We start from the raw sequence: 17,342 nt of genomic DNA, 5'->3' as shown, positions 1-17,342 counted from the left end.
CGAATCCAGACCAGGTTACCCGTAAGTAGTCGAACCGATCACTGTGGTGACCGGGCCGATCACCGTACGAATCAGCCGGCGCATCGCAGCCGGAACCGGCCAGCTGAAACTGGCCAGCACCCGCCAACCCGGCCGGCCCTGACCAACTCGACCAGCCCCGGCCGAGACGCCTGCCTAGAACGCGAGTTCGTCCCATGCGATCCGCACCGGGAACGGCTCCTCGGCCCGGATCCCGTCCGGCGTCTCGGCAGGCGTCCAGCACGCACGCACCTCGTAACGCTTGTCACCCTCGGGCAGCGCATACCAGGTGACGGTCGAGACAGCCCCGTTGCGCGTCTCGACTATCCAGTAGTGCGGCACCCCGGCCTCGGCATACTCGGCCAGCTTGTCGATCTTGTCGGTCACCCGACTCGATGGAGACACGATCTCGATCACTAGAAGCGCGTCCTGCGGGCGGGGAAGTTCGTCGCGTTCAACGCACCGATACACGATCACGTCGGGCTTGCGATGATGCAACGGGTCGTCGCCGAGCCGCAGGTCGTATTCCTGCCGAATCCTCAAGCAGAGGCCGTTTCGGTTAGCGTGGTCGCGCATCCAGCCGGACAACGCCACTGGGAGCATCAAGGCAGCGCCCTGATGGTCCTCGCTCGGCGACCGCGTGAAGACGACCAGGCCCCCGATCACCTCGATTCTGCGACAGATGTTCTCCGGCAGCTCATCCCACATCTCGGCGGTGAGATCGCCCGTGAGCCAGTAAGGAACGGGCAAGTCGTCCCAATAGGTCATCGAGTTCCAGGCAAGCTCAGCAGCCATCGGTCGCTCCGTGTATTCATCACTCATGCCACCCTCCGTAGCACGTGACAAACCCTACGTGACCGTTCCGACGTCGTTGGGCGGCACCGTTATCCGGCGCCGGAGGACACCGCTGCCTACACCACTGTCTACACCACCGTCAGCGGGAGCAGCTTCTTTCCGGTCGGGCCGATCTGGATCTCGGTCTGCATCTGCGGGCACACGCCGCAGTCGAAGCACGGGGTCCAGCGGCAGTCGTCCACCTCGACCTCGCGCAGCGCGTCCTGCCAGTCCTCCCACAGCCATTCGCGGTCCAGGCCGGAGTCGAGGTGGTCCCAGGGCAGCACTTCGACGGCGTCGCGCTCGCGGGTGGTGTACCAGGGCACGTCGACGGGCTCGTCCTTGAGCACGCGGTCGGCGGCTTGCATCCAGCGGTCGTAGGAGAAGAACTCCGACCAGCCGTCGAAGCGGCCGCCGTCCTCGTAGACCGCTTTGATGACCGCGCCGACGCGGCGGTCGCCGCGGGAGAGCAGGCCCTCGACGATGCCGGGCTTGCCGTCGTGGTAGCGGAAGCCGATGGCGCGGCCGTAGTCGCGGTCGTTGCGGATGGCGTCGCGCAGCTTCACCAGGCGGCTGTCGGTCTCCTGCGCGCCGAGCTGGGCCGCCCACTGGAACGGCGTGTGCGGTTTGGGGACGAAGCCGCCGATGCTGACGGTGCAGCGGACGTCCCGGCTGCCGGTGGCCTGCCGGCCGGCCCTGATCACGTTCTTGGCCATCTCGGCGATCTGGAGCACGTCCTCGTCGGTCTCGGTCGGCAGGCCGCACATGAAGTACAGCTTGACCTGCCGCCAGCCGGCCGAGTAGGCGGCCGTCACGGTCCTGATGAGGTCTTCCTCGCTGACCATCTTGTTGATGACCTTGCGGATGCGCTCGCTGCCGCCCTCGGGGGCGAACGTGAGACCGCTGCGCCTTCCGTTGCGGGACAGCTCGTTGGCCAGGTCGATGTTGAAGGCGTCGACGCGGGTGGACGGGAGCGAGAGCGAGGTGTTGGTGCCCTCGTAGCGGTCGGCCAGGCCCTTGGCGATGTCGGCGATCTCGCTGTGGTCCGCGGAGGAGAGCGAGAGCAGGCCGACCTCCTCGTAGCCGGTGGCGGACAGGCCCTGCTGCACCATCGCGCCGATACCGGTGATCGAGCGCTCGCGCACCGGCCGAGTGATCATGCCGGCCTGGCAGAAGCGGCAGCCGCGGGTGCAGCCGCGGAAGATCTCGACGGACATGCGCTCGTGGACGGTCTCGGCGAGCGGGACGAGCGGCTGCTTGGGGTACGGCCACTCGTCGAGGTCCATGACCGTGTGCTTCGACACGCGCCACGGCACGCCGTTGCGGTTGGGGACGACCCGCTTGATGCGGCCGTCCGGCAGGTATTCGACGTCGTAGAAGCGCGGGACGTACACGCCGCCGCCGTGTCCGTTTTCACCGCCGCGCGCCAGGCGCAGCAGGAGTTCGTCGCGGCCGCCGGGGCTGCCTTCGCGCTTCCACGCGCGGACGATGTCGGTGATGGTCAGCACGGCCTGCTCACCGTCGCCGAGCACGGCGGCGTCGATGAAGTCGGCGATGGGTTCGGGGTTGAAGGCGGCGTGTCCGCCCGCGATGACGACGGGGTGGCTCTCGTCGCGCTCGGCGGCGTTGAGGGGGATACCGGCGAGGTCGAGGGCGGTGAGGAGGTTCGTGTAGCCCAGTTCGGTGGAGAAGGACACGCCGAACAGGTCGAAATCACCGATCGGGTGATGCGCGTCCACGGTGAACTGCGGCACCCGGTGCTCGCGCATCAGCGCCTCAAGGTCCGGCCAGACCGAGTAGGTGCGCTCGGCCAGCACGCCTTCGCGCTCGTTGAGCACCTCGTACAGGATCATCAGGCCCTGATTGGGCAGGCCGACCTCGTACGCGTCGGGGTACATCAGCGCCCAGCGCACGTCGCAGGCGTCCCAGTCCTTGACCGTGGAGTTCAGTTCACCGCCGACGTACTGGATCGGCTTGCGGACGGACGGCAGGAGGGGTTCGAGCCGGGGCCAGACGGAGTTCGCCACTGCGTTCACCACCGCCCCAGGCTACCCCCGGCTACCTCGTGGATCGCAGCCGGACGTTTTCGAGCAGGCCGACGGCGATGAAGTTGGCGAACATCGACGAGCCGCCGTAGGAGACGAACGGCAGCGGGATCCCGGCCACCGGCATGATCCCGAGGGTCATCCCGATGTTCTCGAACATCTGGAAGGTGAACCAACACAGCACCCCGGCGGCCAGCAGCAGCGGGAACGGCTCGGTCGCGGCGCGGGTGATCGCGCAGGCGCGCCAGAGCAGGACGCCGAACAGCGCGATGATCAGCAGGCCGCCGACCAGGCCGAGTTCCTCTCCGGCCACGGTGAACACGAAGTCGGTCTGCTGCTCGGGCACGAACCGGCCGTTGGTCTGCGCGCCGTGGAACAGCCCCTGGCCGAGGACGCCGCCGGAGCCGATCGCCAGGCGGGCCTGGAGGGTGTTGTAGCCGACGCCCCGCGGGTCGAGATTCGGATCGGCGAACGCGGCGAACCGGTTGACCTGGTGCGTGGCGAGCAGATGGAACTTGACGATCACGCCGGCGCCGGCGGCGGACAGCGCGGCGAGCGCGGCCATCGAGCGCAGCCGCACCCCGGAGACGACGACCATGCCGACGACGGTCAGGACGATGACCATCGTGGTGCCCAGGTCCGGCAGCAACGCGATGAAGCCCACCGGCACGGCGGTGGCCAGTAGCGCGAACGCGAGTTGGCGGCCCGCGGGCACGTCGCCGCCCCGGCGGGCGTCGAAGACCGGGGCGAGCAGGTCGGGGGCGCGGCGCACCGGCGCCCTGGCGGCGAGCGTCATGGCCACCGCCATCACCACGCCGACCTTGGCGAACTCGGCCGGCTGGATGGAGAAGCCGGCGCCGAGCTCGATCCACGAGCGTGCGCCGTTGACCGTGGAGCCGAGCGGGGAAAGCACGGCGAGCAGGCCGAGCAGCGCGAACAGGTAGATCACCGGCGTCATGGCGCGCAGCCGCTTGTGGTCCAGCGCGCTGACCACGGTGGCCAGTACGCCGCCGACCGCGAGGTTCAGCAGGTGCCGCTTGAGGAAGTACTGCGGGTCCCCGCCGGTCAGCGCGCTACGCGTGCGAGTGGCCGACCAGACCAGCAACGCGCCGATCAACGCGAGCGTGACGGCCGATCCGATCAGCGGCCAGTCGAACCGGCGCACCGCTCCCCCGCGCCGGACCGCCGCGCGCACCCGGCCGCTCGGGGTGTCGGGGAGCGCGACGCCGATCGCCGGTACGCCGACCTTCTCTCCGATGATCACGTGAGGGCTCCGGTGCGGTAGAGGTCGGCGTAGCGGCGCTCGGGCAGGAAAGGCGCGGCTGCCAGGATGCCGGGCAGCGGGAAGAACGGCGGCGGGAGGATCTGCCAGGCGGGGACGTTGTAGGACGCCGGAGCGGGCGGGGGCACGAGCGTGCCGTCCGCGGTGATCCGCGGCAGGGACGCCGGGGGGTTCGGCAGCAGGGCCGACTTCGGGTCGACGGCGCCGCCGTTCACGCCGTACAGCGCCTCCTCGATCTTCTCGACCGCCGGGCCCGAGGTCAGCGCGCCCTGGCCGCCCTGGGAGACCATCATCGCGACCGCGTACTGCGGATGATCGGCCGGAAGGAAGGAGGCGAAGACCGAGGTGGCCTGCTTGCCGTACACGTCGGCGGTTCCGGTCTTCGCGCCCACCTGGATCTGGTTCAGCGGCCAGCCGCCGTACACGCCAGAGGCGGTGCCCTCCTGAGCGACGCCCTCGAAGGCGTTGACCAGGAACGAGCGGGTGGCCCTGGAGAGCGGCACGTGCCCGACCACCTTCGGCTGGTAGGTGGAGACCACCCGGCCGTCCGGGGCGAGGATCGCCTTCTCCAGGTGCGGCTGGTAGAGCGTGCCGCCGTTGGCCAGCGCCGCGTAGACGCGGGCGAGTTGGAGCGGGGTGACCAGGATGCCGCCTTGGCCGATCGCCTCGATCACCGCGTCACCGCCGCGGAACTGCCAGCCGTCCAGGCAGTTCTCGTGGGCGATCTGCTTCAGGTACGCGGCGCGGGCCGGATCGGAGCCGGCCACCTCCGGGTAACCGGTCTGCGCCCGCCGGCACCAGATGCCCTTCATCCGGTTCCACGTGGCCTGCTTCTCCTGCCGGGTCTGCACGTCGCCGCCGGCCTCGCCGGGCAGGTCGATGCCGGTCGGACGGCCGAGACCGTAGTCCAGCGCCATGTTCTGCACCGGGTCGAGCGGATGCGCGGCCGGATGGTTGCCGCCGTCGTGCAGCCACATGTCATAGGCGGCCCGGTAGAACACCGTGTCGCAGGAGACCTCGATGGTGCGCTTGAGGCTGATCGGGCCGAAGGCCTCGCCCTCGAAGTTGTGGAAGTCCTGGCTGCCGATCGCGAAGTCGGGCGAGCAGTCGTACGTGGCGTGCGGCGAGAAGCCGTCCTGGAGCATCGCCGAGGCGGTGACGATCTTGAAGGTCGAGCCGGGGGCGAACTGGCCCTGATACGCGCGGTCGAGCAGCGGCGTGCCGGCCTTCGGGTCGGTCAGGTGCGCGTAGTCGGCGGCGCTGATGCCGCCGCTCCACACGGCCGGATCGTAGCTGGGGTAGGTGGCCATCGCCACGACGCCGCCGGTGTTCACGTCGAGCACCACGACCGCGCCGGAGTCGGCCCGGTACTGTGCGTGCGTCCCCTTGTCCCAGCCGTAGCGCGCCGCCTTGATCGCGGCGGCGAGCTGCTGTTCGGCGACCGCCTGCACGTGCGCGTCGAGCGTGGTGACCACGTCGTCGCCGGGCACCGGCGGGGTGTCGGAGACGGTGCGCACGGCCCGGCCGACGTTGTCCACCGCGACCTGGGCCACGCCCGGGACGCCGCGCAGCTGCTTGTCATAGCTCTGCTCCAGGCCGGAACGGCCGACCATGTCCGTGGGCTGATAGGTCGGGTCCGGGGCGCTGAGCTCGTCCGGGCCGACCGGCGAGAGGTACCCGAGCACCTGCGCGGCCTGCATGCCGAAGGGCTTGGGATAGACGCGGTCCGCCGCGGGGCCGGCCGACACGCCGGGGTACTGGTCGCGCTCCTCCATGAGCTTGACCGCGACCTGCGTCGGCACGTCCCGCGCGACCGGGATCGGCTGGTACGGCGAGCCGGACCAGCACGGTTGACCGACCGTCGGGGAGCACAGCCGGACGCGCTGCTCCAGCTGCGCGACGGGGATGCCGAGCGTGGCACTAAGGCGTTCGAGCACCGCCTTACCCTGTCCCGGCTGCTGCGCGAGGGTGCTCAAATCCACGCTGACCTGTAGGACGGTGCGGTTGTCCACCAGTGGGCGACCCTGATCGTCCAGGATCGAGCCGCGCACCGCGGCGGTGGTCACCGAGCGCAGGTCGTTGGCCGCGGCCGCCTGTTGGAACTGGGGGCCGGAGCGCACTTGCAGGTACCACAGCCGCGCGCCGAGGGTGATCAGCAGGGCCACGACCAGCACCTGCACCACGGCGATCCGCCCGCGGGCCATCCTCGTCACACCCTCTCGGCCTCGGGGTAGAGCCCGGGGCTGGTGCGTGCCGGGCCGGTGCGCGCGGGCCCGGACACGGCGTTGCCGACCGGCGCGACCAGCCGAGCGCTCGGGCCGTCGATGAGCCGGGCGAGCGCGGCCAGGCCGGGCACGACGAGCGGCGTGGCGACGGCGGTGTAGAGCGCGGTGGCGCCGAGGGCGAGCAGCAGGCCGGGGCGGGACAGCCCGGCGCCGCCGCCGAGCGCGAAGCCGATCAGCAGGTTGAGAAGCATCGCGCCGATCGCGTAGAGCCCGGCGAGCATGCTGGTGCGGATCGCGGAGCGCCGCACCTCGCGGGCGGCGCGGCCGGCCAGCGCGCCGGCCACGGCGAGCACCAGCGCGTGGCGCCCGATGGCCGAGACCGAGGGCGGCGCGATGTCCTGGGCGAGGCCCAGCGCGAAGCCGCTCACCGCGCCGCCGGTCGTGCCCCAGCCGGCGGCCAGGGCCAGCACGGCGAGCAGCACCAGGTCGGGCACCGCGTACGGCAGGCGCAGGTGCGGCACGACGGACAGCTCCAGGGCGAGTGCGAGGCTCGCGGCGACGACGGCTAGTGCGATGCGCAGCACGGTTCGCATGATTGTCTGACCTTCCTCTCCCGGGCCCGGGAGGCACGTGCGGGTCCTTATTGGCCGCCGGGGACCATCGCGTCACGCGGGTCGGTGCGCGGCGGCTGGACCACGACGGCGACGGTGTCCACGGACGTGGCGTCCGCGTACGGCGTCACCAGCACGGTCCGCGTCAGCGCGCCCGGCGTGGAGACGACCTCACGCACGGTCCCGACCGGTACACCCGGCACGAACGGCGCATCGCCGGCCGAGCCCAGGGTGACGACGATCGCTCCCGGTTTCACGTGGAGCTGCGGATCCAGGAACTCGACGCGTAGCGTGTGCGGGTCCTGACCGGTCGCGGCGCCGATGGTGCCGGATCCGGCGAGCCGGACACCGACCGTGGATGCCGGGTCGACGGCGAGCAGCACGGTGGCGGTGTCCGGCCCGACCCCGGTGGTGCGCCCGACCAGGCCGTCGCCGTCCAGCACGGTCTGGTTCTCGGCGACCCCGTCGCGCCGCCCGGCGTCGATGGTGGCCGACCAGGTCCCGTCCTGCGCGGGCGCGAGGCCGACCAGCCGTGCGGGCACGGTCCTCAGGTCGCCGGCCGCGATGAGCTTCAGCAGCCTGTCGAGCTGCGCGGCGCGCGCCCGCACGTCGTCGGTGGTCTCCAACCGGCCCTTGAGCGAGGAGACCTGCGCGGTCAGTTCGCTGATGCGCTTGCGGTCGGCGTCGGAATGGCCCCAGCCGGCGAACAGCGAGCCGACGTCGCGCACCACGCCGTCGGCGGTGCGCTCGACCGGTCCGAACACCGACTGGCCGAAGGCGCGCACCTTGCCCAGCGGGCCGGGCGCGCCGGGGCGCGCCCCCTGCGCGTCGACGGTGATCAGCCCGAAGCCGCCGAGCAGCAGCGCGGCGAGCACGATCCGAGTGCGGCGCGTGTCGCGCATATGGCCGAGTCCTTCATAAAACACAGCCCTTCACAAAACACAGTCCTTCATCAAACACAGTCCTTCATCGGCGGCTCTGCGCGCCGAGCACGGGCTGGAGCGCGTCGAACTCGTCCACGCAGCGGCCCGAGCCGAGCACCACGGAGTCCAGCGGGTTGTCCGCGATCAGCACCGGCATCCCGGTCTCCCGGCGCAGCCGCTGGTCGAGGCCGCGCAGCAGGGCGCCGCCGCCGGTGAGCACGATGCCGCGGTCCATGATGTCGCCGGACAGTTCCGGCGGGCACTTGTCGAGGGTGTCCTTGACGGCGTCCACGATCGCGGCGACCGGCTCGTCGATCGCCCGGCGGATCTCGGTCGAGGTCAGCACGATGACCTTCGGCAGCCCGGAGACCAGGTCCCGGCCGCGTACCTCGGCGTGCAGTTCGGAGTCGCCCTCGTCGGCCGAGCCGACGGTGATCTTCAGCTCCTCGGCGGTGCGCTCGCCGAGGAGCATCGAGTACTCCTTCTTGGCGTACTGGATGATCGCGTTGTCCAGTTCGTCCCCCGCGGTGCGGATCGACGAGGCGGTGACGATGCCCGCGTACGAGATCACCGCGACCTCGGTGGTACCGCCGCCGATGTCGACCACCATGTTGCCGGTGGCCTCCTGGATCGGCAGCCCGGCGCCGATCGCGGCGGCCATCGGCTCCTCGATCAGGTGCACCTGACGCGCCCCGGCGGCGTCGGCCGCGTCCTCGACCGCCCGCCGCTCGACGCCGGTGATCCCGCTCGGCACGCAGATCACCACCCGGGGCTGGGCCAGCAGCCGCCGGTGGTGCACCTTGCGGATGAAGTAACGCAGCATCCGCTCGGCGATCTCGAAGTCGGCGATCACCCCGTCCTTGAGCGGGCGGATCGCGACGATGTTGCCGGGGGTGCGGCCCATCATCTTCTTCGCCTCGGCGCCCACCGCGAGCACCGCGCCGTTGTGGGTGTTGACCGCGACCACGGACGGCTCGTTGAGCACGATCCCCTTGCCGCGCACGTAGACCAGCGTGTTCGCGGTCCCGAGGTCCACCGCGATGTCACGGCCGACGACCGACATGCCCATGTTGTGTACCAGCTACCTTCCGCGAATCGCCCGCGCCGTCTTCAGACAGTACGGGTGCTTCCCGGCAATTCGCGCGAAGGAAACGGCGGTTCCACCGGACGAGGGACGCAGCCGGCCCACTCAGCCCAGGTCCGGGAAGAACAGTTTGATCTCGCGCTCGGCGGCGGCCGGGGAGTCGGAGCCGTGCACGAGGTTCTGTACGACCGTGGTGCCGATGTCGGTGGCGAGGTCGCCGCGGATGGTGCCGGGGGCGGCCTTGACCGGGTCGGTGGCGCCGGAGAGGGTGCGGAAGGCCTCGATGCAGCGGTGCCCCTCGATGATCATGGCGACCACGGGACCCGAGGTCATGAAGTGGACCAGGGGCTCGAAGAACGGCTTGCCCTCGTGCTCGGCGTAGTGCTCCTCGACCAGTTCGCGCGGCAGCGAGCGCAGGTCGAGCGCGACGACCCTGATCCCCTTGGCCTCGATCCTCCGGATGATCTCGCCGATCAGCGAACGCCTGACGCCGTCCGGCTTCACCAGTACCAGCGATCGCTCCACAGGGGTCGCCACCATCATCTCCTCAAACAGTCACGCGACGTCCACGCTGACGTCGAAGCCGGTTCGCACCGCTCGCCGACAATGCCCGACCAGGCATTCGACGAGCGGGGTTCCTTCGATGGTATGACCCGGATCACCGGGCCCCCACACCAGGATGCCCTGTAGAAGTTTCGACGGGTGCTGCCGGGGTCTCGGCGCTGGTCGCGGCGGCCATGAGCTCGGCCCGGATCCGCTCGGCCTTCGCGCCGTAGTGCAGCCCGGCCCACCAGATCGCGGTGAAGACGACGCCGAGTACGAACATGTCCGCGACCAGGAAACCGGCGGCGATGAAACCGGCCTGAAGCAACCAGCCCGCCGGGTAGGCCCACCGGTGGCGCATCATCCCGGACAGCAGGATGCTCACGACGCCGAGCACGACCGCGACGATCCAGTCGCCGGACGGGTGCAGCTTCGCGACCACGAGGCCGAAGAACCAGGCGATGAACGCCTCGAAGACGAGAACGGAGGCGGCCATCCGGCGCATCGGATCGCCCTTTCTGCTGCGGCTGTTCGAGTGACTTCCCGTGCCGCCCCGGTCCGGGGCACCACCATTGTCCACCCCCGTCGCTCCGCCCTCTGCGGGGGACTGACGGGAGGTGACTACCTCCGCAACAGCGTCCCTGCCTCGCCGGCCGTCACGACCGAGCCGGTGATCAGCACGCCGGTACCGCCGAGCGAGGCGTCGGCCACGCCCGCCTCGGCCAGCGCCACCGCGCGCTCGATCGCGTCGTCCAAGCGCTCGGCCACGCTCACCCGCTCGGGCCCGAACACCTCTTCGGCGACCGCGGCCAGTTCCGCCACCGGCATGGCGCGCGTCGTCGAGTTGCGGCTGACGACCACCTCGTCCAGCACGGGTTCGAGGGCTTCGAGCATGCCGCGCACGTCCTTGTCCCGCATCGGCGCGATCACGCCGACCAGGTGGTCGAAGGCGAACTCCTCGGCGATCGCGTCGGCGCTGGCCCGCGCCCCGCCCGGGTTGTGCGCCGCGTCGAGGATGATCGTCGGGCTGCGGCGCACCACTTCGAGCCGGCCGGGCGAGCGCACCACGGCCAGCGCCTCGCGCACCAGGTCGGGCTCCAGGCTCGCGCCGCCCTGGCCGGCGCCGAGAAAGGCCTCGACGGCGGCGATCGCGCACGCGGCGTTGTGCGCCTGGTGCGCGCCGTACAGCGGCAGGTGGATCCCGCCGTACTCGCGCGACAGGCCCTTGACGACGACCTGCTGGCCGCCGACGGCGAGCTGACGGTCCATCACGCCGAACTCGATGCCTTCGCGGGCCACGGTCGCGCCCGTCTCGGCGGCGGCGCGCAGCAGGACCCGCGCCGCCTCCAGCGGCTGCTGGGCCAGCACGGCCAGCGCGCCGGACCGGAAGATCCCGGCCTTCTCCCAGGCGATGTCCTCGACGGTGTCGCCGAGCAGGTGGGTGTGGTCCAGCGAGATCGGGGTGACCACGGCGACCTGGCCGTCGATCACGTTGGTCGAGTCCCAGGTGCCGCCGATCCCCACCTCGACGACCGCCGCGTCCACCGGGGCGTCCGCGAACGCGGCGTACGCCATCCCGGTGACCATCTCGAAGAAGGAGAGCGGGAACGGCTGGCTCTCGTCGACCAGCGCGGCGTAGGGCTGCACGTCCCGGTAGACCTCGACGAAGCGCTGCCGGCTGATCGGCTCGCCGTCCAGGCAGATCCGCTCGCGCGTCTCCTCCAGGTGCGGGCTGGTGGTGCGGCCAGTGCGCAGGTTCAGCGCGCGCAGCAGTGCGTCGATCATGCGCGCGGTGCTGGTCTTGCCGTTGGTGCCGGTGATGTGGATCGAAGGGTACGACCGCTGCGGCGAGCCGAGCAGGTCCATCAGAGCCAGGATCCGGTCCCGGGTCGGCTCGATCTTCGACTCGGGCCAGCGCTGCGACAGCTCGCCCTCGACCCGCCGGTACTCGGCCTCTGTCTCGATGTCCTGCTGCCGCGCGTTCATGTCTTTTATTCTCTACGACCGCACGACGGCTTTTTGACAGCGCGGGCAGAAGTACGACGACCGGTTCATGAACGCGACCCGGGCGATCGACGTCCCGCAGCGGCCGCACGGCCGCCCGGCCTGGCCGTACGCCTTCAGCGCGCGGGAGAAGTAGCCGGACTCGCCGTTGACGTCGACGTACAGCGAGTCGAACGAGGTGCCGCCGACGGCGAGCGCCTCGGTCATGACCTCACGCACGGCGCCGAGCAGACGAGTCGCCTCGGCGGGGCTCAGTGCGCCGGTCGGGCGCTCGAAGTGCAGCCGGGCGCGCCACAGCGCCTCGTCCGCGTAGATGTTGCCGACCCCGCTGATCAGCGACTGGTCGAGCAGGGCGCGCTTGACCCCGGTGTGCTTGAGGCGAAGCCGGCGGCCCAGGGCGGCGGGGTCGAAGGACGGCTCGAACGGGTCGGGGGCGATGTGGGCGATCGGCCCGGGGAGTTCGGCGCCGTCGGGCACGAAGCACATGTGGCCGAACGTCCGCTGGTCGGTGAAGCGCAGGTCGGGGCCGGAGTCGGAGAACGTGAACCAGATCCGCACGTGCGGGGACAGCGGGCGGTCGGGCTCGCCGACCAGCAGCTGCCCGCTCATGCCCAGGTGCGCGAGCAGGGCGTCCTCGCCCACCGACAGCCACAGGTACTTGCCGCGGCGCCTGACGGCATCCAGGCTGCGCCCGGTCAGCGCGGCCTCGAAGTCGGCCGCGCCCGCCAGGTGGCGGCGCACGGAGCGCGGGTGCAGGACGCGGACGCTCTCGATGGCCCGGCCGGAGACGTGGTGCTCCAGGCCGCGGCGGACGGTCTCGACCTCGGGTAGTTCGGGCACGCGGTCAGCTGTCTGCCGCGGGACCGGGCGCCTGCCCGTCGCCTGGGTCGTCGTCCTTGTCGTTCTTGTCGTCCTTCTCGTTCTGCGCCTCGTTGCGCGGCGGGGCGGACTCCGTATTGATCGCGTTCCAGGCCGCCTCGGCCGCGTGCTGCTCGGCCTCCTTCTTGGTGCGGCCCTCGCCGGAGCCGAGCACGCGCCCGCCGACCCGGACCACGGCCCGGAACGACTTCTGGTGGTCCGGCCCGCTCTCCTCGACCTGGTAGTCCGGCACCCCGAGCATGCGCGCCGCGGTCAGCTCCTGCAGCGAAGTCTTCCAGTCCAGCCCGGCGCCCAGCCCGGCCGACTTGGCGATGACCGGGTCGAACAGGCGATGGACCAGCGCGCTGGCCTCGGCCAGCCCGCAGTCGATGTAGACCGCCCCGATGATGGCCTCCAGCGTGTCGGCCAGGATCGAGGACTTGTTGCGGCCGCCGGTCACCTCTTCGCCCCGGCCGAGCCTGACGTAAGAACCCAGGCTCAGCTCGCGCGCCACGTCGGCCAGGGCGCGCATCTGGACCACGGCCGCGCGCAGCTTGGCCAGCTGTCCCTCGGGCAGGCTCGGGTAGCTGCGGAACAGCGTGTCGGTGACGACCAGCCCGAGCACCGAGTCGCCGAGGAACTCCAGCCGCTCGTTGGTGGGCGGGTTGGCGTTCTCGTAGGCGAAGGAGCGGTGCGTCAGCGCCCGCTCCAGCGACTTGGGCATGATGGGCACGCCGAGGGCATGCCGCAGTTCGGCGGGATCCCGTCCGGCGTTGCCCGCATCCCAAGCCCGGCTCACGACGCCCACCGCACCCTGCTCAGGACGGGTTGAGGACCTGACGGCGCCGGTACGTGCCGCAGGTCGGGCAGGCCACGTGCGGCAGCTTGGGCTCGTGGCACTGCGGGCAGCTCACCAGCGTCGGCGCGGTGGTCTTCCAGTTCGAGCGTCGTGATCGGGTGTTGCTGCGAGACATCCTCCGCTTGGGAACCGCCACGTCAGCCCTCCTGTAGGTCGACGGCGCCGCTGCGCCGTGTTGATTGGTCACCGAGCTGCTCGAGGGCGGCCCAGCGCGGGTCCGGTGAATCGTCGTGCCCGTGCCCCGGGCCCGCGTCGGCCAGCGGCACGCCGCACTCGACGCACAGCCCCGGGCAGTCCTGCATGCACAGCGGTGACATCGGCAGCGCCAGCACCACCGCGTCCCGCAGGACCGGCTCCAGGTCGAGCAGGTCGCCGTCGAGATGGCGCTCCTCGTCGTCCTGCTCGGTGTCCTCGTCAAACCATTCCCGGCTGTTACGCCGGTCGTGCTTGTCGTGTTTGTCGTGCTTGTCGTGCGTCCGGCGGCCGTCGTCGTACAGGTAGAGCTCGGTGAAACTGGCCGTCACCGAGGTGGTCAGCGGCCTCAGGCAGCGGGCGCACTCGCCCGCCAGCGGTGCGGTCGCCGACCCGGTGACCAGCACGCCTTCGGTCACGGCCTCGAACTTGACGTCCAGGTGCAAATCGGCGCCGACCGGTACCCTGGCGAGCTCCAGACGCAGGTCGTCCGGGGCTGGCACGGTCAGCTGCTGATCCCGCGCGGAACCGGCCTGGCGGCCGAGCGTGCGCGTGTCAAAAACAAGCGCGCCGCGAGGCGCGTTCGTGCGTGTGTTGGGCATGACAGTGTACTCGCGTGTGTAGCGATTGCGGAACGAGCGCTTAGCCTACCGGCGGCGCGCAGTTATCCCAACTTGACCGCCGCCCGCGCGATTCCCCGGGCCTGGTTATTCCTCGGCCAGGCGGGCCCGGAGCCGGGCCAGGACCGGGTCGGGGACCAGCCCGCTGACGTCCCCGCCGTACCTCGTGATCTCCTTGACCAGGCTGGAGCTGAGGAACGAGTACAGCGGGTTGGTGGTCATGAACAACGTCTCGACCTTGGCCATGCGGTAGTTCATCTGCGCCATCTGCATCTCGTACTCGAAGTCGGTGACCGCGCGCAGGCCCTTGATCACGGCGGTGATCCCGTTGGCCGCGCAGAAGTCCACCAGCAGGCCGTGGAACCGGTCGATCCTCACGTTGCCGCAGCGGGCGGTCACCTCGGTGAGCATCTCGACCCGCTCGTCCACCGTGAACAGGCTTTGCTTGGTCACGTTGATCAGCACGGCCACGACCACCTCGTCGTACAGCCCGGACGCGCGGGTGATGATGTCGAGGTGCCCATTGGTCACGGGATCAAAGGAACCCGGACAGACGACGCGGTGCACGCGATGCAACCCCTTTCACGGTTCAGCGAGCAGGTTATACGGAGCGTTGGCCGTACCAGAAGGTCGCCTCCCCGTACCGGCGCGCCCGGTCGGGCGCGAAGCCGGCGGGCCAGTGGACCGGCCCGGACCGGGTGGCGCGCTCGACGATCACCAACGCCCCCGGCGCCAGCCAGCCGTGGTCGCTCAGCATCTGGAGCATGGCGGAGACCTCGTCGCCGGCCAGCGCGTAGGGCGGGTCGGCGAAGACGACGTCGTAGCGGCCGCTGCCCTCTCCCGGGCGGGCCGGCCCGCGGGCCAGGACGCGTTCCACCCGGTCGGTGACCAGCTCGGCGCCGGCCAGGCCGATGGCCTCGATGTTGTCCCGGATGACGCGGGCCGCCCGGGGGCCCGACTCCACCAGCAGCACGTGCTCAGCGCCCCGGGACAGGGCCTCCAGGCCGACCGCGCCGGATCCGGCGTACAGGTCGAGCACGCGCGCGCCGTCCAGCGAGCCGGTCAGCGAGACGATCGTGGCGAACAGCCCTTCCCGGGCGCGATCGCTGGTCGGGCGGGTGCCCCGGCCGTCCGGCACGGCCAGCCGCCGCCCGCCCGCCTCGCCGGCGATCACGCGTGCCATGCCTTAAGTGTGCACGTCGGCCGGGGCCGCGCCGGCCGGGGCCGCGTTGGCGGACGGTTTCCTACCCGAGTAGGATAGAGGTCGTGGCCAAGCTTTCTGTCAGCCTTCCGGACGAGCTCGTCCGGGATCTTCGAGAGGTCGCCCACGATAACGTGAGCGCGTTCGTCACGGCTGCTGTCCGCCACGAACTCGACCGGCGGCGCTTGTCCGCCTTCGCCGATGAGCTTGCCGACGAGCTGGGTCCCGTCGACGAAGCTGAGGTGGCGAGGTACAGCGAGCTGTTCGCCAGCACCGCTACGGCTGCGCCGCAGCGCAAGACCGCATCCGGATGACGGCCCTGATCCTGGACACCAGGGCTCTGGAGGTCGTGGCCAACCCGAAGGCGGACATCCAGGCGGCGCGGCGCATGCGTGACATGCTCACTTCGGCGGCCCGGATGGGCATTCCGGTGCGGGTGCCCACAGCGGTACTAGCCGAGGCGTATCGCGGCATTCCGGCTGACGCCGCGCTCGATCACGTGCTAGCGCGCGGCATCCGGCCGTTCACGACCGGGCAGGCCGCGGCGCGGCTCGCTGGCGGACTCCGATATCGCGATCGGCTGGATTCATGTCATACCGTCGACGCCCTCGTCGTCGCGACCGCGATTCGGCTCGGCGGCGGCATCGTCGCGACCGGTGACCCTGACGATCTGCGGTCTCTTGCTCGTGAGCATGCCAATATCAGCGTGCAGCCGCTTTCCTGAGACCGGTCAGCCGGGCAGCGCCACGCTCGCGGCGCCCGTGGCAGGCTACCCCGCTGTGTCACCGGAGCCAGGGGCCGGTGACACAGCGGGTTGGGGACGCCTAGGAAGACAGCTCCCGTCGGCATTCGCTACCTAACCACGGGTTAGTGCTGAATCGTGGTCAGCAGGCCGATGTAGGGCTGAGTGCTGCCGGTCAACAGGGTTGTCTGGCCGGCGCCGTTGATCGCGGGAGACCACCCCGTCGAATTCTCGGGTTTACCCTGCAGCCAGGATATGAAGTTGTCGATGAGCCCGGTGGACTCGGCCTGTATCTGGGTTGTGCTGAGGCGGGAATACTGCAGCATCCGGAGCCGGAAGGCCACCTGATAGGCGGCGGCCTGCACTTCCCACCTCACCACCGACCACTTGTCCGTGGCGTAAACTATCTGGAACGCCTCGGCCAGGCTATTGCAGGTGGTGCAGTTCTCTGTGGTCGCCAGGGCCGTTAACGCCGGCGCCGGCGAGAGCCCTGTAATCACAGCAGCCACACCGGCCGCGAACCACACGTTCACAGCAGCGCGATGCGGCCGACGGCCGAGAATCCGGCCGGCCTCAACCGCCGGGTGCACCGGGCAAAGCTCATCTGCGGCGGCATTAGGTTCGGTCATCAACGCCGCGTCGTTCCTGGCGGTATCGGCGCCGCGACCGCCCAGAGGGCTTACGCGGCGGCCGGGCGGGCGTGGTCCAGATGGAGGCCGGTGGTGCTCGGGGCCGGTGGTGCTCGGGGCCGGTGGTGCTGGGGGAAGGTGCGCTGGAGCTTAGGTCTTGTCCAGGTACTCGGCCTGGGGGCCGAGGAGTTCGGTGATGGCCTCGCGCAGGGCGGGGTGGCGGGCCAGGTCCGGGTCGGCCGAGACGACCTCGGTGGCCTCCGTGCGGGCCTGGCCGATCAGGTCCTCGTCCTTGAGCAGCTGGAGCAGGCGCAGGCTGGAGCGGCGCCCGGCCTGGGCGGCGCCGAGGACGTCGCCCTCGCGGCGCTGCTCGAGGTCGAGGCGGGACAGCTGGAACCCGTCCAGGGTGGCGGCCACCGCGTCCAGCCGCTCCCGGGCCGGGCTGGCCGGTGGCGCCTCGCTGACCAGCAGGCACAGCCCGGGCGCGGAACCACGGCCGACCCGGCCGCGGAGCTGGTGCAGCTGGGACACGCCGAACCTCTCGGCGTCCATGATGACCATGACGGTGGCGTTCGCCACGTCGACGCCCACCTCGATCACGGTGGTCGCCACCATGACGTCGATCTCGCCGGCGGTGAAGTCGCGCATCACCCGGTCCTTCTCGTCCGGGTG

The 17,342-nt window shown here is 70.7% G+C and carries 20 protein-coding genes; 2 read left to right on the top strand and 18 right to left on the bottom strand.

The window, feature by feature from the left end:
• Positions 1 to 174: 174 nt before the first annotated feature.
• From VGS97_RS21280 to rsmD, 16 genes are all read right to left on the bottom strand, one after another.
• Positions 175 to 813: a Uma2 family endonuclease gene (locus VGS97_RS21280; protein WP_326855373.1), complete on the bottom strand. Its 639-nt coding sequence runs from the start codon at positions 811 to 813 to the stop codon at positions 175 to 177.
• A 128-nt stretch (positions 814 to 941) separates the two neighbouring features.
• Positions 942 to 2,891 carry a TIGR03960 family B12-binding radical SAM protein gene (locus tag VGS97_RS21275; protein ID WP_326855372.1) on the bottom strand — a complete coding sequence of 650 codons (1,950 nt, stop codon included), beginning with the start codon at positions 2,889 to 2,891 and terminating at the stop codon, positions 942 to 944.
• Positions 2,892 to 2,910: 19 nt separating this feature from the next.
• A complete protein-coding gene (rodA, locus tag VGS97_RS21270) occupies positions 2,911 to 4,161 on the bottom strand; it encodes a rod shape-determining protein RodA (RefSeq protein ID WP_326855371.1) in 1,251 nt (416 codons plus the stop codon).
• Positions 4,158 to 6,383 carry a penicillin-binding protein 2 gene (gene mrdA, locus VGS97_RS21265; RefSeq protein ID WP_326855370.1) on the bottom strand — a complete coding sequence of 742 codons (2,226 nt, stop codon included), beginning with the start codon at positions 6,381 to 6,383 and terminating at the stop codon, positions 4,158 to 4,160. The genes rodA and mrdA overlap by 4 nt, the downstream gene beginning before the upstream one ends.
• A gap of 5 nt (positions 6,384 to 6,388) precedes the next feature.
• Positions 6,389 to 6,997, bottom strand: a complete 609-nt coding sequence (gene mreD, locus VGS97_RS21260; protein WP_326855369.1) for a rod shape-determining protein MreD — start codon at positions 6,995 to 6,997, stop codon at positions 6,389 to 6,391.
• Between the two features lie 47 nt (positions 6,998 to 7,044).
• Entirely contained in the window at positions 7,045 to 7,917 is an 873-nt protein-coding gene (gene mreC / locus VGS97_RS21255) for a rod shape-determining protein MreC (RefSeq protein ID WP_326855368.1), read from the bottom strand.
• A gap of 64 nt (positions 7,918 to 7,981) precedes the next feature.
• The gene (locus tag VGS97_RS21250) at positions 7,982 to 9,001 is read right to left on the bottom strand and encodes a rod shape-determining protein (protein ID WP_326855367.1); all 1,020 of its coding nucleotides are present in this window, start codon (positions 8,999 to 9,001) and stop codon (positions 7,982 to 7,984) included.
• Between the two features lie 126 nt (positions 9,002 to 9,127).
• Positions 9,128 to 9,565 carry a nucleoside-diphosphate kinase gene (ndk, locus tag VGS97_RS21245; RefSeq protein ID WP_414641777.1) on the bottom strand — a complete coding sequence of 146 codons (438 nt, stop codon included), beginning with the start codon at positions 9,563 to 9,565 and terminating at the stop codon, positions 9,128 to 9,130.
• A 115-nt stretch (positions 9,566 to 9,680) separates the two neighbouring features.
• Complete coding sequence (locus VGS97_RS21240; protein ID WP_326855365.1) at positions 9,681 to 10,061, bottom strand: DUF4233 domain-containing protein; 381 nt, start codon at positions 10,059 to 10,061, stop codon at positions 9,681 to 9,683.
• 125 nt (positions 10,062 to 10,186) lie between these two features.
• Positions 10,187 to 11,551, bottom strand: a complete 1,365-nt coding sequence (folC, locus tag VGS97_RS21235) for a bifunctional tetrahydrofolate synthase/dihydrofolate synthase (RefSeq protein ID WP_326855364.1) — start codon at positions 11,549 to 11,551, stop codon at positions 10,187 to 10,189.
• A gap of 12 nt (positions 11,552 to 11,563) precedes the next feature.
• Positions 11,564 to 12,409: a bifunctional DNA-formamidopyrimidine glycosylase/DNA-(apurinic or apyrimidinic site) lyase gene (gene mutM, locus VGS97_RS21230; RefSeq protein ID WP_326855363.1), complete on the bottom strand. Its 846-nt coding sequence runs from the start codon at positions 12,407 to 12,409 to the stop codon at positions 11,564 to 11,566.
• 4 nt (positions 12,410 to 12,413) lie between these two features.
• Positions 12,414 to 13,151, bottom strand: a complete 738-nt coding sequence (gene rnc, locus VGS97_RS21225; protein WP_349262206.1) for a ribonuclease III — start codon at positions 13,149 to 13,151, stop codon at positions 12,414 to 12,416.
• Between the two features lie 94 nt (positions 13,152 to 13,245).
• Complete coding sequence (rpmF, locus tag VGS97_RS21220) at positions 13,246 to 13,422, bottom strand: 50S ribosomal protein L32 (protein WP_326855361.1); 177 nt, start codon at positions 13,420 to 13,422, stop codon at positions 13,246 to 13,248.
• Between the two features lies 1 nt (position 13,423).
• Positions 13,424 to 14,080 (bottom strand): YceD family protein, encoded by a 657-nt coding sequence (locus tag VGS97_RS21215; RefSeq protein ID WP_326855360.1) that lies wholly within the window; start codon positions 14,078 to 14,080, stop codon positions 13,424 to 13,426.
• Positions 14,081 to 14,185: 105 nt separating this feature from the next.
• The gene (gene coaD, locus VGS97_RS21210) at positions 14,186 to 14,665 is read right to left on the bottom strand and encodes a pantetheine-phosphate adenylyltransferase (protein ID WP_326855359.1); all 480 of its coding nucleotides are present in this window, start codon (positions 14,663 to 14,665) and stop codon (positions 14,186 to 14,188) included.
• A gap of 34 nt (positions 14,666 to 14,699) precedes the next feature.
• Positions 14,700 to 15,281 (bottom strand): 16S rRNA (guanine(966)-N(2))-methyltransferase RsmD, encoded by a 582-nt coding sequence (gene rsmD / locus VGS97_RS21205; RefSeq protein ID WP_326855358.1) that lies wholly within the window; start codon positions 15,279 to 15,281, stop codon positions 14,700 to 14,702.
• A gap of 83 nt (positions 15,282 to 15,364) precedes the next feature.
• Here rsmD and VGS97_RS21200 point away from each other — a divergent pair, with 83 nt between their 5' ends.
• On the top strand, positions 15,365 to 15,613 hold the full coding sequence (locus VGS97_RS21200) for a hypothetical protein (protein WP_326855357.1): 249 nt from the start codon (positions 15,365 to 15,367) through the stop codon (positions 15,611 to 15,613).
• The gene (locus VGS97_RS21195) at positions 15,610 to 16,023 is read left to right on the top strand and encodes a hypothetical protein (protein WP_326855356.1); all 414 of its coding nucleotides are present in this window, start codon (positions 15,610 to 15,612) and stop codon (positions 16,021 to 16,023) included. Before VGS97_RS21200 ends, VGS97_RS21195 begins: the two co-directional genes overlap by 4 nt.
• A 143-nt stretch (positions 16,024 to 16,166) precedes the next feature.
• On the opposite strand, the gene VGS97_RS21190 is transcribed toward VGS97_RS21195, so the two are convergent.
• The gene (locus VGS97_RS21190) at positions 16,167 to 16,670 is read right to left on the bottom strand and encodes a hypothetical protein (RefSeq protein ID WP_326855355.1); all 504 of its coding nucleotides are present in this window, start codon (positions 16,668 to 16,670) and stop codon (positions 16,167 to 16,169) included.
• Between the two features lie 150 nt (positions 16,671 to 16,820).
• A partial coding sequence (locus VGS97_RS21185) for a helicase-related protein (RefSeq protein ID WP_326855354.1) occupies positions 16,821 to 17,342 on the bottom strand: 522 nt, incomplete at its 5' end.

The sequence above is a fragment of the Actinocrinis sp. genome (genome assembly GCF_035946395.1).
In the GTDB taxonomy this organism is placed as follows: Bacteria; Actinomycetota; Actinomycetes; order Streptomycetales; family Catenulisporaceae; genus Actinocrinis.
This window is presented reverse-complemented; position numbering and strand designations above follow the sequence as displayed.

Excerpts from the sequence above, each read along its gene's own strand:
- VGS97_RS21280 (WP_326855373.1), bottom strand. The coding sequence starts at position 813 with ATGGCTGCTGAGCTTGCCTGGAACTCGATGACCTATTGGGACGACTTG.
- mrdA (WP_326855370.1), bottom strand. The coding sequence starts at position 6,383 with ATGGCCCGCGGGCGGATCGCCGTGGTGCAGGTGCTGGTCGTGGCCCTG.
- mreD (WP_326855369.1), bottom strand. The coding sequence starts at position 6,997 with ATGCGAACCGTGCTGCGCATCGCACTAGCCGTCGTCGCCGCGAGCCTC.
- mreC (WP_326855368.1), bottom strand. The coding sequence starts at position 7,917 with ATGCGCGACACGCGCCGCACTCGGATCGTGCTCGCCGCGCTGCTGCTC.
- VGS97_RS21250 (WP_326855367.1), bottom strand. The coding sequence starts at position 9,001 with ATGTCGGTCGTCGGCCGTGACATCGCGGTGGACCTCGGGACCGCGAAC.
- ndk (WP_414641777.1), bottom strand. The coding sequence starts at position 9,565 with ATGATGGTGGCGACCCCTGTGGAGCGATCGCTGGTACTGGTGAAGCCG.
- VGS97_RS21240 (WP_326855365.1), bottom strand. The coding sequence starts at position 10,061 with ATGGCCGCCTCCGTTCTCGTCTTCGAGGCGTTCATCGCCTGGTTCTTC.
- folC (WP_326855364.1), bottom strand. The coding sequence starts at position 11,551 with ATGAACGCGCGGCAGCAGGACATCGAGACAGAGGCCGAGTACCGGCGG.
- rnc (WP_349262206.1), bottom strand. The coding sequence starts at position 13,151 with ATGCCCAAGTCGCTGGAGCGGGCGCTGACGCACCGCTCCTTCGCCTAC.
- VGS97_RS21215 (WP_326855360.1), bottom strand. The coding sequence starts at position 14,080 with ATGCCCAACACACGCACGAACGCGCCTCGCGGCGCGCTTGTTTTTGAC.
- rsmD (WP_326855358.1), bottom strand. The coding sequence starts at position 15,281 with ATGGCACGCGTGATCGCCGGCGAGGCGGGCGGGCGGCGGCTGGCCGTG.
- VGS97_RS21195 (WP_326855356.1), top strand. The coding sequence starts at position 15,610 with ATGACGGCCCTGATCCTGGACACCAGGGCTCTGGAGGTCGTGGCCAAC.
- VGS97_RS21190 (WP_326855355.1), bottom strand. The coding sequence starts at position 16,670 with ATGACCGAACCTAATGCCGCCGCAGATGAGCTTTGCCCGGTGCACCCG.